Source organism: Lysinibacillus sp. FSL L8-0126 (assembly GCF_038630385.1).
GTDB classification, from domain to species: domain Bacteria; phylum Bacillota; class Bacilli; order Bacillales_A; family Planococcaceae; genus Lysinibacillus; species Lysinibacillus fusiformis_D.
In genome coordinates this window covers 1,514,026-1,528,946 of sequence record NZ_CP152028.1, presented here as the reverse complement: position 1 = coordinate 1,528,946, position 14,921 = coordinate 1,514,026, and the positions used below count along the sequence as shown (strand labels likewise).

The following is a 14,921-nucleotide window of genomic DNA, read 5'->3' as shown; positions in this document are numbered from 1 at the left end:
CTTCCTTTCTCTTATCAATTTATTTTCCTAAGCAGAACTGTGAAAATAGCTGATTAATTAGGCTTTCTTGTACAGTGTCACCAATGATTTCACCAAGTATTTCCCATGTTCTTGTTACATCGATTTGTACCATATCAACTGGTACACCTTCCTGTGCAGCTGCTATTGCATCTTCAACCGTTGCCTGTGCTTGGTGCAGAAGTGCAATATGTCTTGCATTTGAAACATATGTTAAATCGCCCGCTTCGATTTGTCCTTCAAAGAATAAAGCAGCAATGGCTTCTTCTAGCTCTGTAATGCCTTCTTCCTGTAACAAGGAAGTCGTTACAATACGATGCTCATCAGCTAATTCTTCGACACGTGCTAAATCAATTTTTTGCGGTAAATCTGTTTTATTGACAATAACGATGTAATCCATCGCTTCAATTGTTTTGAATAGACGCTCATCCTCAGCAGTTAATTCATCTGCGTAGTTTAATACAAACAAAATTAAATCTGCTCCACGAAGAGCTTCTCGAGAACGTTCTACTCCAATTCGTTCAACAATATCTTCTGTCTCCCGAATACCTGCTGTATCCACTAAACGAAGTGGAACACCGCGTACATTGACATACTCTTCTATAATATCACGAGTAGTCCCTGCAATATCTGTCACTATGGCCTTATTTTCTTGTACTAAGCTATTTAAAAGAGAAGACTTCCCTACATTTGGACGACCTAAAATAACAGTTGATAAGCCCTCGCGTAAAATTTTTCCTTGAGAAGATGTTTGCAGAAGTTTACTAATTTCATTTCTTACCCATGTACATTTTTCTACTAATACAGGTACTGTCATTTCTTCTACATCATCATACTCCGGATAATCTATATTAACCTCTACTTGTGCCAATGTCTCTAGTAAAGCTTGGCGTAAATCACCAATAAGTCTCGATAATTTTCCATCCATTTGACCCAAAGCAACATTCATCGCACGATCTGTTTTAGCTCTTATCAGATCCATAACCGCTTCAGCCTGAGATAAATCAATACGTCCATTTAAAAACGCTCGTTTTGTGAATTCGCCAGGCTCAGCTAATCTTGCTCCATTCGTTAACGCAAGTTGCAATACACGATTCACTGAAACTAGTCCACCGTGACAATTTATTTCAACTACATCCTCACGTGTAAATGTTTTTGGTCCACGCATCAGTGATAGCATTACTTCCTCTACTACCTCACTTGTTTTAGGATCAACTAAATGACCATAATGAATGGTGTGCGAATCTTTCGTTGTTAAACTTTTCCCACCAGGTGATTTGAATATTTTATCTGCAATTGTCACTGCCTCGTCCCCACTTAAACGAACGATAGCTATGGCACCTTCACCCATAGGTGTGGATATCGCAGCAATTGTATCGAACTCCATTTAATGACCTCCTCAACGTTATCCACATGTGGATAATAGAAACCGACCAATACTTACTAACACCTTAGACTAACATATTTTCAACAAAATCTAAAGTAAGGATCATTTCCAAATGTGGATAATATCAATTTTTTAGGTTATCTTATTTTCGACAAAAATCACTATTCTTTGCCTCACTAAAAAAGGTCATTTTATCACGAAGATAAAATGACCTTTCAATATATAGTGTCTGTATGTTTACAGCAGCAGACTAATTATTATTTACTGGTTCAATCACTAAATAACGATTAGGCTCTGTGCCTTCTGAGTACGTTTCAAGATCTAGACGATTTGCTAATTGATTATGAATTATTTTTCGCTCGTAAGACGGCATTGGTTCAAATGCCACACGTTGATTTAAGCGTAATGCTTTATCCGCCATTCGATCTGCAAGTAATTCTAAAGCTTCTTGTCGACGTTCGCGATAGTTTTCTACATCCAATTTCACCATTAAAAACTGCTTAGCGCTTTTATTCAATACGAGTTGCGTCAATTGCTGTAAGGAATTTAGTGTTTGACCACGTTTTCCTATAAGCAGTGCAGCTTTCTCACTTTTTAGTTGAAATAATACATATTTCCCCTCGCGAGTCGTAGCAATATCAAGATCATCAATAGCCAACTGTTCAGCAATACTTTGTAAATAAGCTTTTGCCTCTTCAATTGGGTTTGCCGTGTCTTCTTCCTCATTTTGCTCTTTTACGATTTGTTGAACTTCTTCGATTTCACTTGGTTGTTCAGAAACTTGTGAACTTATTGTTTCAACATCATCTACTACTAATGGTTCGTCTAATTTAGTTGCATTTTGCGGTTCGGCTTTGTCACTTTCAATTGTCGGAACCTGAACTTCCTTTACTGTTACACGTACCTCTGCAGAACGTGCACCAAAACCTAAAAATCCTTTTTTACCTTCTTGTAAAACTTCAACATCTACTTGTTCACGGGTTTTGCCAAGTTTCTGTAACGCCAATGAGATCGCTTCTTGTGTTGTTGCGCCTATTTGCGTAAGTTGTTTCACTTTTTAGCCCCTCCATTTTGAGCAGGTTGTGTTTTATCTTTATTCCAAGGTTTATAAATATACAGGTTTTGGAAAATCGAAATAATATTCCCGATTACCCAATATAGTGATAATGCAGCTGGTAAGGCCATACCAAAACCAATGATCATGAATGGCATAATATACATCATGATTTTCATTTGAGGATTATCCATTGCTGGTCCTGTACGTAATACGATAAATTGCATTAAACCTGCCGTAATTGCTAATGCAGGTGCAGGATCTGCTAACGGGAAGATAAAGAAATTTCCTAAATCAAATGTAGATGTAGCATTCATACGACTAATTGCATGATAGAAACCAATTAAAATTGGCATTTGAATGATTACTGGTAAACACCCTGCTAGTGGGTTTACTCCAGATTCACTCATTAGCTTCATCATTTCTTGCTGATATTGTTGTTGTGTCTGAGCATCCTTAGAAGCATACTTCTTCTGCAGTTCCTTCAATTTTGGTTGAATTTCTTGCATCTTTTTAGAGCTCTTTGTTTGTTTAATCATCAAAGGTAAAATTGCTAAACGAATAATAATCGTTACGGCAATGATCCCCCATGCATACGTACCGAGCAAATCAGCAAAGTATTTTATCGCTGATACCAACGGCCAAACAATGAATTCATTCCAGAAGCCTGTGCTGTCTTTTGAAATTGGTTCATTGAATTCTGTACAACCAGAAAGTAGTAAGGCTACTGATACTAGTGACAAAATTACCCAATGTTGTTTTTTCAACCTTCTTCCCCCTACAATTACTATTCACTTTTTCTTCATTCTATATGCATTTCTTCATTCACTGGCAGTTTCCTACCTCAAGATCTGCCAGCTACTTTATCATGATTTAGCCAGCGTTTGGGACGTCCTCAATAAAGATAAAGTTATCAGTTATTTTATCACGCCTATAACGTTCACTCTACTAAATATTCTAACTACATATACTTATTCCTAAGTTATGTTGCGAATTTTACATATTTTTTTATGAAATCGCACGCTACAAATACCCCTACGCGTATATTCCTCTATTTATAATTGTATGCAAAACCGCTCTATTTCTACTCCATTACTAACAGTACAGGCGTATTTTCACCACTTGCTTGCATACATTACACTTTCTTCATTACCTTTGCGATTTGTAGTACATGCTGCAAACTTTGTTTCACTTCATGAAAATCCATAGTGGCCGCCGGATGTCTGGCGATAATAACATAATCCATATTCGGCTTTAAATCATCCTTTAATTCTTGAATACTTTGTCGAATATAGCGTTTTATTTTGTTGCGTGTTACCGCATTTCCAAGCTTTTTACTAACCGATAAACCTACACGAAATTCTGTTTGCCCTTCTTTTGCTAAAAAATAAACAACAAACTGACGATTAGCGAAAGATTTACCTTTTTTAAACACCTTTTGAAAATCATCATTTTTTTTCACTCTTTGGCGTTTTTTCATTTCTTTCACCTGCTATTAGATAATATCTTTTGATCCTCATTTCTAGGTTTACCAAAAATAAAGAAAAAAAAGACCACTGATGTGGCTCAGTGGACTTATTTTATGCTGATAAAACTTTTCTTCCTTTACGACGACGAGCAGCAAGAACTTTGCGACCGTTTTTCGTGCTCATACGTGCGCGGAAACCGTGAACTTTGCTGTGCTTACGTTTCTTTGGTTGGTAAGTACGTTTCATTTATATAGACACCTCCTGATATGAGTTGAATTTTTCAACATACAGACTCGAATATTATATAAAGTTTCTAGTTATTTTGTCAATGTATTTCATAAATTTCTTTTAACCAGCTAATCTATGTATCAAAATCAATCTATTGCATCTTTACTAATTCAAAGATTATTTATTGCATGAACATAAAATATTTATCCACAGAGTACTTGTTTTTTTTACACAGAGTTGTGTATAGTATTTTTTGCATTATTTTTTATCCACAACGATTATCTACAGCTTTTTCACATAAGCAGTGCTTGTGGACAACTCTAAAGTGCATAACTACAAGCTATGTGGATAAGTTTCATAAACTATTGAAATAGCTTTGTTTTTCTGATACGATTACTGTGCTTCACTTTGTTGAAAACTGAAATGAACATTTTAATTATCCACAACTGTTAATATGCTGTGGATAATTTTTATCACAGCCTTTGGTTAACTTTTATCCACAGCTTGTGATTATGTGGACGAGTTGTAATATGAACGTATTTACCATTTCTATAAATGCGATTTTTTTTTATGTATTGAACACTGTAAAGGAGATTAGCAGCTTGGAACATTTAGAAGAACTATGGAATAATGTCCTGGCTCAAGTTGAACAAAAAATTTCTAAACCAAGCTTCGAAACGTGGCTAAAGTCTACAAAACTACTATCTTATAATGGTAGTGGTTCCACTGTGACAATAGCTGCGCCTAATTCGTTTGCTCGAGACTGGCTTGAGAATCATTATATTCATTTGATTACAGGTATATTAACGGAGCTTACAGGCGAAGACTTGCTTATTAAATTTGTTGTTCAAAAAAACCAGGATTCGGACGATTTCGATTTGCCGGCGCCGATTATCCAAGCGAAAAATAACGATCACCATGATATTTCACCAGGTATGTTAAATCCGAAATATACTTTTGATACGTTTGTTATTGGCTCTGGTAACCGCTTTGCACACGCTGCCTCGTTAGCTGTCGCTGAAGCCCCTGCAAAGGCATATAATCCTTTCTTTATTTATGGGGGAGTTGGGCTAGGTAAAACACACTTAATGCATGCGATTGGCCATTATGTTTTAGAACATAATCCAAATGCAAAAGTAGTCTACTTATCATCCGAGAAATTTACAAATGAATTTATTAACTCTATTCGTGATAACAAAGCACTTGATTTTCGCAATAAGTACCGCAACGTGGATGTACTGCTAATTGATGATATTCAATTCCTTGCTGGAAAAGAATCAACTCAAGAAGAATTTTTCCACACTTTTAATACTTTACATGAAGAATCAAAACAAATTGTTATATCCAGTGACCGTCCTCCTAAGGAAATTCCAACATTGGAAGATCGTCTACGTTCACGCTTTGAGTGGGGGTTAATAACTGATATTGCGCCGCCTGATTTGGAAACTCGTATAGCTATCTTGCGCAAAAAAGCAAAAGCAGATGGTCTAGAGGTACCAAATGAAGTAATGCTTTATATTGCGAACCAGATTGACTCCAATATTAGGGAGCTTGAAGGTGCGCTTATTCGCGTCGTCGCCTATTCTTCACTGGTGAACAAAGATATTACGGCAACATTAGCAGCTGAGGCATTAAAAGATATAATCCCAAATTCAAAGCCGCGAGCAGTGACAATACTAGATATTCAAAATGCAGTAGGGGAACATTTTAATATACGTTTAGAAGATTTCTCTGCCAAAAAACGTACAAAATTAATTGCTTTCCCACGTCAAATCGCTATGTATTTATCACGCGAATTAACAGATTTTTCGCTGCCGAAAATCGGCGAAGAATTTGGTGGTCGCGACCATACGACTGTCATCCATGCACACGAAAAAATATCTTCTATGTTGAAAGATGACGTTCAACTACAACAAGATGTTAAACAAATTCGTAGTATGTTAGGTAAGTAATTACTGTGGACAAACCAACTATTTAAACACAAACTTATACACAGTCTATCTACATGTGGATAGACTGATTTTATTCATAAAAATACACTTATCCACAAATCCACAGGGCCTATTACTATATCTTTTTATTTTATATAAATAAATAATATAAATATGTGAGGGAAATAGAATGAAATTTGATATTTTACGTGACCGTTTATTAGAGGGTTTAAATGATGTCATGAAAGCAGTAAGTTCAAAAACAACTATTCCGATTTTAACGGGGATTAAAATTGATGTAACAGAGGAAGGTATCCGCTTAACAGGTAGTGATGCTGATATTACAATTCAAACATTTATTCCAGTAGAGGAAGATGGACAACAAATTATTCACATTACTGAAACAGGATCTATTGTTGTACAAGCACGTATGTTTAATGAAATTGTACGTAAATTACCAACAAACGATGTTGAAATCCAAGTAACACCAGGTTTCCAAACGCATATTCGTTCAGGTAAATCTGAGTTCCATCTAATTGGCTCTGATGCAGCAGAGTACCCATTATTACCAGAATTAACGGAAGATCAAAAATTTACTATTCCGGCTGATCTTTTAAAAACAATTATCCGTGAAACAGTATTTGCTGTTGCCACTTCTGAAAGTAGACCAGTGTTGACAGGTGTAAACTGGCAGATCAAAAACGAAACTTTAATCTGTGTTGCAACAGATAGTCATCGATTAGCAAGACGTAAAGTGCAATTGGAAAATTTACCAGAAGTTGAACATAGCGTAGTTATTCCAGGGAAAAGTTTAAATGAATTAAATAAAGTACTAGAAGATTCAACAAATCTAGTGCAAATTGTTATTACAAGCCAGCAAGTATTATTTAAAACTGGTGATGTATTATTCTTCTCTCGTTTACTGGAAGGCAATTACCCAGATACAACGCGTTTAATCCCTGAAGAATATCAAACAAATGTAACGATTAACGGTAAAGCTTTATTACAAGCTATCGATCGTGCGTCACTTGTTGCACGAGGAGATCGTAACAATGTTGTACGTTTTGAAATATTAGATAACCAAGCAGTTGAAGTTTCTTCTAATTCTCCTGAGATCGGTAAAGTGCAAGAAGAAATTCCTGTTGAATCATTAGAAGGAGAAAGCTTGAAAATTTCCTTCAGTGCAAAATATATGATGGAAGCTTTAAAAGCAATTGATGGCCAAGATGTAGTTATTCAATTTACAGGAGCGATGAGACCATTTATTTTACGCTCCGTTCACGATGATGCTATTTTACAATTGATTTTACCTGTACGAACTTATTAAAAATTTCATAACTGCTAAGATAGTCGCTATTGTGACTATCTTTTTTTACTTATGGCGTAATTTTAGGTATGATAGAGAGATAGACAGTCTGTATTCGGAGGGAAACACACTATGCAGGACATTAAAATTGATGAGGAGTTCATCACGTTAGGGCAGCTTTTAAAAATCACTGATGCCATTAGTTCAGGTGGCATGGCCAAGTGGTTTTTACAAGAAAATGCTGTATATGTAAATGGAGAAGTAGACGATCGTCGAGGTCGAAAATTACGTGACGGAGACGTTATAAATATTCCCGGATGTGGTCGCTTCCAAATCGTAGGACCAGCTGGACAATAAATTATGTATATTGAGCAAATAAAACTTACAAATTATCGTAACTATGATGCCTTAGCTTTAAACTTTTCTCCAAAAATTAATGTTTTTATTGGTGAAAATGCTCAAGGAAAAACAAATGTTATGGAGTCCATCTATGTTTTAGCAATGGCTAAATCCCATCGAACAACGAACGATAAAGAATTGATACGTTGGGATTCAGACTATGGTAAAATAGAAGGGGCCGTTAAAAAAAGGCATGGTATTTTACCAATCGAACTTACGATTACAAAGAAAGGTAAAAAGGGCAAGATAAATCATATAGAGCAAAGTCGCCTCAGTCATTATATTGGTCAAATGAACGTTGTTATGTTTGCGCCAGAAGACTTGAACGTTGTAAAGGGGAGTCCTCAAATACGCCGACGTTTTATTGATATGGAGATTGGGCAAATTTCGCCTGTCTATTTACATGATTTATTGACCTTTCAAAAAGTTTTAAAACAACGTAATCATTTCTTAAAGATGAATCAAGGCAAGTCCATGTCAAATGATGTGATGTATGAGGTCTACAATGAACAATATATTCATGCAGCTACCCAAATTATTCGTAAAAGATTTCAATTTATGGATTTATTGCAGGAGTGGGCAGAACCTATACACGCAGGCATATCACAAGGTAAGGAAACACTGGTTATAAAATATCGTACGGTAGCTGGTATTGAAAAAGAACACTCTACCAGTGAAATTGAAAATACTTTACATCAAAAATTGATTGAAGCGAGAGAACGTGAATTTGACAGGGGTGTGACACTTGTTGGCCCACACCGTGATGATTTGCAGTTTTTAGTAAATGGCTATGATGTTCAAACTTATGGCTCTCAAGGACAACAACGTACAACTGCATTGTCTTTAAAGCTTGCTGAAATTGAATTAATTAAACAAGAAACAAAAGAAACACCCATACTACTTTTAGATGATGTTTTGTCGGAACTCGATGATTATCGTCAATCGCATTTATTAAATACCATTCAAGGTGAAGTCCAAACCTTTGTAACAACTACAAGTGTGGATGGAATTCATCATGAAACGATGGAACAGGCTCAACTGTTCCACGTGAAACAAGGTGCGATTGAAAAAAGTTAGCCAGGGTAGTTTTTTAGATTACAAAAGAATGGTAATAGTCAGCTCGGTTGACTGTTCATTCATTTACACACAATGATGTTATGAAGGAGTAGATGAAAGCCGTGGCTATAGAGAACGAAGGTTTACAAAACCAAGCTTATGAAGCCGATCAGATACAGGTACTAGAAGGTTTAGAGGCAGTACGTAAAAGACCAGGGATGTATATCGGTTCAACAAGTTCTAAAGGGCTTCACCATTTAGTATGGGAAATTGTTGATAATAGTATCGATGAAGCTCTTGCAGGATTTTGTACAGATATACAAGTAACAATTGAAAAAGAGAACTGGATTCGCGTAGAAGATAACGGTCGAGGTATTCCAGTTAGCATTCAAGAAAAAATGGGTAAGCCAGCTGTTGAAGTTATTATGACAGTTTTACATGCTGGTGGTAAATTTGGCGGTGGAGGCTATAAAGTTTCTGGTGGTCTTCATGGAGTTGGGGCATCAGTGGTGAATGCACTCTCTGTTGAAACAATTGTTCAGGTTCATCGTGAAGGTCATATTCATGAAATTAAGTTTGAACGTGGGAAAACTGTTCAAGAATTAATGGTGATCGGTGAAACAAACCACAATGGTACAACAACGCGATTTAAAGCTGATCCAGAAATTTTTAAAGAAACGACTGTTTATGAATATGATATTTTAGCTCATCGTATTAGAGAATTGGCTTATTTAAATCGTGGTATTAAGATTACGATTGCTGATGAACGAGAAGAAGAGATTCGTTCAACTACATATCACTATGAAGGTGGTATTCGATCTTATGTTGAGCATTTAAACCAATCTAAAGAGCCAATCCATGATCCAATTGATGTTCTTGGAGAGAAGGATGGCATCTCAGTGGAAATTGCTATGCAATACAATGCTGGATTCTCCTCTAATATTTTTTCATTTGCTAATAATATTAATACGTATGAAGGCGGTACACATGAGTCTGGTTTTAAAACAGCCCTTACACGTGTTATTAACGACTATGCTCGAAAAAATGGATTGCTTAAAGAATCTGATGCCAATCTTACAGGCGAGGATGTACGTGAAGGGTTAACAGCTATTGTTTCTGTTAAACATCCAGATCCACAATTTGAAGGACAAACGAAAACAAAGCTAGGGAATTCAGAAGTAAGTCAAATTACTAATTCATTATTCTCAGATGGCTTTGAACGTTTTATGTTAGAAAATCCAACTGTTGCTCGTAAGGTTGTAGAAAAAGGTTTAATGGCTGCCCGTGCACGTGTAGCTGCGAAAAAGGCACGTGAATTTACTCGTCGTAAAAATGCACTTGAAGTATCAAGCTTACCGGGGAAATTAGCTGACTGTTCTTCTACTATCCCCGCTGATTGTGAAATTTATATTGTTGAGGGTGATTCAGCCGGCGGTTCGGCTAAATCTGGACGTGACCGTCACTTCCAAGCGATTTTGCCTTTACGTGGTAAGATTCTTAACGTTGAGAAAGCCCGACTAGATAAAATTTTATCGAATGCGGAAATTCGTGCAATGATTACAGCATTCGGCACAGGTATTGGTGAAGAGTTTAATTTAGAAAAAGCTCGTTATCATAAAATCATTATCATGACAGATGCCGATGTCGATGGAGCACATATTCGTACATTACTTTTAACATTCTTCTTCCGTTTCCTTCGACCACTTATAGAAGCAGGCTATATTTATATTGCACAGCCACCACTTTATCAAGTGAAACAAGGTAAGCATATTGAGTACTGCTACGATGAAGAAACATTAAAAGAAATTATAGAACGACTACCAAAAATGCCAAAACCAAATGTGCAGCGTTATAAAGGTCTTGGTGAAATGAACGCTGAGCAACTTTGGGAAACAACAATGGATCCAGAGTACCGCACATTATTACAAGTAGAATTAGATGATGCAATTAAAGCTAACCAAGCATTTGAGCGTTTAATGGGCGATGAAGTTGAACCTCGTCGTCAATTTATCGAGGAAAATGCCGTATACGCTAATTTAGATATCTAATTTTTCTTGAGAGGAGGTCTACACTTTGTCAGAACAAGAACGCTCCGGTGTTAAAGGAGTTAATATCACAGAAGAAATTGAAACATCCTTTCTTGATTATGCAATGAGTGTAATTGTATCGCGTGCATTACCTGATGTACGTGATGGATTAAAACCAGTTCATCGTCGTATTTTATATGGGATGCAGGAATTAGGTAACACCGCAGATAAAGCTTACAAAAAATCAGCACGTATTGTTGGGGATGTAATGGGTAAGTACCATCCACATGGTGACTCATCCATTTATGATGCAATGGTACGTATGGCGCAAGATTTTAGTTATCGTTATATGCTTGTTGATGGTCACGGAAACTTTGGCTCTGTTGATGGTGATGGAGCAGCAGCCATGCGTTATACAGAATCACGTATGTCTAAAATAGCTATGGAAATGCTTCGTGATATCAATAAAGATACAATTGACTACACTGATAACTATGATGGATCAGAAAAAGAACCAATTGTTTTACCAAGTCGCTATCCAAACCTTTTAGTGAACGGTGCTGCGGGAATTGCCGTTGGTATGGCAACGAATATTCCTCCTCACCAGTTAGGAGAAACAATTGATGCTGTTATAGCACTTTCTGAAAATCCAGCCATTACTACTGAGGAGTTAATGGATATTATTCCAGGTCCTGATTTCCCTACTGGAGGATTGATTTTAGGGCGTAGTGGTATTCGCAGAGCTTATGAAACTGGACGTGGTTCCATCATTATTCGCGCGAAGGTGGAAATTGAGCAAAAGTCAAATGGTAAGGAGACCATTCTTATTCATGAATTACCTTACCAAGTGAATAAGGCTAAGCTTATTGAAAAAATCGCAGAGCTTGTACGTGATAAAAAAATAGATGGTATTACAAATTTACGTGATGAATCTGACCGTCGTGGTATGCGAGTAGTCATTGAAGTTCGTAAAGATGCCAACGCTAATGTAGTTTTAAATAATTTATATAAACAAACAGCTATGCAATCAAGCTTTGGTATCAATATGCTGTCATTAGTAAATGGTCAACCAAAAGTATTGGGCTTAAAAGAAATGCTTTACCATTATTTAGAGCATCAAAAGGTAATTATTCGTCGTCGTACAGAATTCGAACTTCGAAAGGCTGAAGATCGTGCTCATATTTTAGAAGGCTTACGAATTGCACTCGATCATATTGATGAAATAATTGCCATTATTCGTGGTTCACGTAGCGGCGAAGAAGCAAAGCCGCAATTAATGGAGCGTTTTAGCTTATCAGAGCGCCAGGCTCAAGCTATTTTAGATATGCGTTTAGTTCGCTTAAGTGGATTAGAACGTGAAAAAATTGAAGCAGAATATCAAGAGCTTCAAATTCTTATTGCGGATTTAAAAGCAATTTTAGCGGATGAAGAAAAAATTGTGGATATTATTCGTACTGAAATTTTAGAGGTGAAAGAACGTTTTAATGATATACGCCGTACTGAGATTACATCTGGTGGTCTAGAAATGATTGAGGATGAGGATTTAATTCCTGTTGAAAACTCAGTTATTACTTTAACACATAATGGCTATATCAAGCGTTTAGCTGCGAATACATATCGTAGTCAAAAGCGTGGTGGTCGTGGTGTACAAGGAATGGGTACAAACGAAGATGATTTTGTAGAGCATCTAATGAATACCTCTACCCATGATACAATTTTATTCTTTACGTCAAAAGGTAAAGTATTTAGAGCAAAAGGATATGAAATTCCAGAATTCGGTCGTACCGCTAAAGGATTACCAATTGTAAACCTACTCAACATAGATAAAGGTGAAAAAGTAACAGCCATGATTCGCGTTGGATCGTTTGATGAAGATGCTTACTTTATCTTTACGACGAAAACAGGTATTACGAAACGTACACCTGTCTCACAATTTGCTAACATTCGAACAAATGGTTTAATAGCTATTAGCTTACGAGAAGATGATGATCTTATTTCTGTACGTCTAACAGATGGAGATAAGCAAGTGATTATTGGTACACGCGATGGTATGCTCGTTCGTTTCCAAGAAGATGACATTCGTTCTATGGGTCGTACAGCTGGTGGAGTGCGAGGCATTAAGCTACGTGATGGTGACGAAGTAGTAGGCATGGAGATTGTTGAACCAGGGCAAGAAATTTTAGTAGTTACTGAAAAAGGTTACGGTAAACGTACTTCTGAAGATGAATATCGTTTACAAAGTCGCGGTGGTGTAGGTCTGAAAACCATCCAGATTACAGATAAAAATGGACCTATGGTAGCTGTGAAAACAGTTGATGGTTCTGAAGATCTCATGCTTATTACAATCAACGGTATGTTGATCCGTATGGATATCAATGATATTTCATTAATTGGACGTAGTACGCAAGGAGTTCGTTTAATTCGATTAGGAGACGACGAATTAGTTGCGACTGTAGCTAAAGTTGAAAAAGCTGAAGAGTCTCCAGAAGACGAAGAAGATGAAATAGAGGAATAATTTCAACCGATGACGACAGAATTACATGTCGTTCATCGGTTTTTTTTACGTAAATAATGAAAAATAAGTAATTATTTAGAATTCCATGATAAAATGAAGATACCTTATTTGAAGCAAGAAACAGTGGAGAGGTGTTCATTTCGTGGAAACTATATATGTTCCGATTTCAGAGTTAGGCGTTGGTAAAGTAATTTCTGAAGATATTTTTGCTAATACACAGTATCCAATCATTTTTAAAGATACGATGATTTCCTACGTACATTTGCAAGTATTTCATGCGTTTAATATTTTCAACGTCCCCGTTTATAAAAATGAAAACGATACTCGAGTAGAGAAGAAAGAAAATGATGTTGAGGTTGTGATAGAAGAAATACCGACTTTTAGAAAAGTCTATAATAATTCTGTTGAACAATTCAAAAAAGAATTTAAAAATTGGGAAGCCGGAGCAAAAGTAGATATTGCCAAGGCAAGGACAATTATTTTACCTCTAGTAGAGATGGTCCTAGATGATCGTACAATTATATTTGATTTAAATGAGTATTCAAATGCGAAAGACTACTTGTATCACCATTGTGTTGCAACTGGTTTGATTTCCGCAGTGATTGCTCAAAAGCTTGGTTATGATAGAGGGATTACCATTCAAGTTGCAATAGGTGGTTTATTAGCTGATTGTGGTATGGCTAAAGTACACCCACGTATTAGAGATAAGAAGACACCTTTAACAGAGCAAGAGTATGATGAAATTTATAAACATCCAATTTATAGCTATAATATGGTAAAAGATTTAACGATTTTAAAGGAGACAATGAAAGAGGCAATTTTCCAACACCATGAACGTTTAAATGGAAGCGGCTATCCGAAAGGTGAAAAGATCGCTAATATCTCAATTTTTGCTCAAATTATAGCTGTGGCAGATGTCTTTCATGCTATGACATGTGAACGAGTATATAGATCAAAACAATCTTCATTTAAAGTTATAGAAATGATTAATGAATCTGAGTTTGGGAAGTTCGATATTAAAGTAGTACGTGCTTTAATCGATATTGTTGCAGATCTTCCTATAGGTACGATTGTTGAACTGTCTAATTTGGAACGTGGTGAAGTAATGTTTGTAAATAAATTTGCACCAACACGTCCACTCATTAAATTAATCCATTCAGGAGAAATTTTCGATTTAGGAAAAAATCGTAGTTTTTATATTTCACGAATTATAACAAGTCTTTAAAAATATTAGGGCAAACCATATATTATGGCTTGCCATTTTTTGACCCTTAATGCCATTAGTAAAGTATGTGTCCATGTTGAGTATAGTTTGCATCTTCTTTACTAAGTGTCTGGATAGTATATTTTTATAAAATAACAGACAATATTAATCCATTAGGTAGTAGTCTTATTTGCTATGATGGTGTTTAAACGCATTTAATTATATTGCATTTAAATATTTTCGGAGAAAGTGTTGACATAGTTTTAGAATCTTGATATTATAAATGAGTCGCCAAGAGGTGACAGTGAAATAATGAACATGAACCTT

Annotated in this window: 12 protein-coding genes; 7 read left to right on the top strand and 5 right to left on the bottom strand. The window is 36.1% G+C overall.

Going from position 1 to position 14,921, the window contains the following annotated elements:
* Positions 1-19: 19 nt before the first annotated feature.
* From mnmE to rpmH, 5 genes are all read right to left on the bottom strand, one after another.
* Positions 20-1,405 (bottom strand): tRNA uridine-5-carboxymethylaminomethyl(34) synthesis GTPase MnmE, encoded by a 1,386-nt coding sequence (gene mnmE, locus MHI34_RS07345; RefSeq protein ID WP_036119549.1) that lies wholly within the window; start codon positions 1,403-1,405, stop codon positions 20-22.
* 250 nt (positions 1,406-1,655) lie between these two features.
* Positions 1,656-2,459, bottom strand: coding sequence for an RNA-binding cell elongation regulator Jag/EloR (gene jag, locus MHI34_RS07340; RefSeq protein WP_058844070.1), 804 nt, complete (start codon positions 2,457-2,459; stop codon positions 1,656-1,658).
* Positions 2,456-3,226, bottom strand: a complete 771-nt coding sequence (gene yidC, locus MHI34_RS07335; RefSeq protein WP_025115704.1) for a membrane protein insertase YidC — start codon at positions 3,224-3,226, stop codon at positions 2,456-2,458. Before yidC ends, jag begins: the two co-directional genes overlap by 4 nt.
* A 368-nt stretch (positions 3,227-3,594) precedes the next feature.
* A complete protein-coding gene (gene rnpA / locus MHI34_RS07330; RefSeq protein WP_036119559.1) occupies positions 3,595-3,939 on the bottom strand; it encodes a ribonuclease P protein component in 345 nt (114 codons plus the stop codon).
* Positions 3,940-4,039: 100 nt separating this feature from the next.
* A complete protein-coding gene (gene rpmH, locus MHI34_RS07325) occupies positions 4,040-4,174 on the bottom strand; it encodes a 50S ribosomal protein L34 (RefSeq protein WP_004233310.1) in 135 nt (44 codons plus the stop codon).
* A gap of 584 nt (positions 4,175-4,758) precedes the next feature.
* Here rpmH and dnaA point away from each other — a divergent pair.
* From dnaA to MHI34_RS07290, 7 genes are all read left to right on the top strand, one after another.
* On the top strand, positions 4,759-6,108 hold the full coding sequence (dnaA, locus tag MHI34_RS07320) for a chromosomal replication initiator protein DnaA (RefSeq protein WP_036119568.1): 1,350 nt from the start codon (positions 4,759-4,761) through the stop codon (positions 6,106-6,108).
* Positions 6,109-6,277: 169 nt separating this feature from the next.
* Positions 6,278-7,414 (top strand): DNA polymerase III subunit beta, encoded by a 1,137-nt coding sequence (dnaN, locus tag MHI34_RS07315; RefSeq protein WP_036119570.1) that lies wholly within the window; start codon positions 6,278-6,280, stop codon positions 7,412-7,414.
* Positions 7,415-7,525: 111 nt separating this feature from the next.
* Positions 7,526-7,750, top strand: a complete 225-nt coding sequence (gene yaaA, locus MHI34_RS07310) for a S4 domain-containing protein YaaA (protein WP_036119572.1) — start codon at positions 7,526-7,528, stop codon at positions 7,748-7,750.
* A 3-nt stretch (positions 7,751-7,753) separates the two neighbouring features.
* A complete protein-coding gene (gene recF, locus MHI34_RS07305; RefSeq protein WP_036119574.1) occupies positions 7,754-8,869 on the top strand; it encodes a DNA replication/repair protein RecF in 1,116 nt (371 codons plus the stop codon).
* Positions 8,870-8,961: 92 nt separating this feature from the next.
* A complete protein-coding gene (gene gyrB, locus MHI34_RS07300) occupies positions 8,962-10,896 on the top strand; it encodes a DNA topoisomerase (ATP-hydrolyzing) subunit B (RefSeq protein ID WP_340833591.1) in 1,935 nt (644 codons plus the stop codon).
* A gap of 25 nt (positions 10,897-10,921) precedes the next feature.
* Entirely contained in the window at positions 10,922-13,390 is a 2,469-nt protein-coding gene (gene gyrA, locus MHI34_RS07295; RefSeq protein ID WP_271911986.1) for a DNA gyrase subunit A, read from the top strand.
* A gap of 142 nt (positions 13,391-13,532) precedes the next feature.
* The gene (locus tag MHI34_RS07290) at positions 13,533-14,615 is read left to right on the top strand and encodes an HD-GYP domain-containing protein (protein WP_036119578.1); all 1,083 of its coding nucleotides are present in this window, start codon (positions 13,533-13,535) and stop codon (positions 14,613-14,615) included.
* Positions 14,616-14,921 lie beyond the last annotated feature (306 nt).

Excerpts from the sequence above, each read along its gene's own strand:
- mnmE (WP_036119549.1), bottom strand. The coding sequence starts at position 1,405 with ATGGAGTTCGATACAATTGCTGCGATATCCACACCTATGGGTGAAGGT.
- rnpA (WP_036119559.1), bottom strand. The coding sequence starts at position 3,939 with ATGAAAAAACGCCAAAGAGTGAAAAAAAATGATGATTTTCAAAAGGTG.
- rpmH (WP_004233310.1), bottom strand. The coding sequence starts at position 4,174 with ATGAAACGTACTTACCAACCAAAGAAACGTAAGCACAGCAAAGTTCAC.
- dnaN (WP_036119570.1), top strand. The coding sequence starts at position 6,278 with ATGAAATTTGATATTTTACGTGACCGTTTATTAGAGGGTTTAAATGAT.
- yaaA (WP_036119572.1), top strand. The coding sequence starts at position 7,526 with ATGCAGGACATTAAAATTGATGAGGAGTTCATCACGTTAGGGCAGCTT.
- recF (WP_036119574.1), top strand. The coding sequence starts at position 7,754 with ATGTATATTGAGCAAATAAAACTTACAAATTATCGTAACTATGATGCC.
- gyrB (WP_340833591.1), top strand. The coding sequence starts at position 8,962 with ATGAAAGCCGTGGCTATAGAGAACGAAGGTTTACAAAACCAAGCTTAT.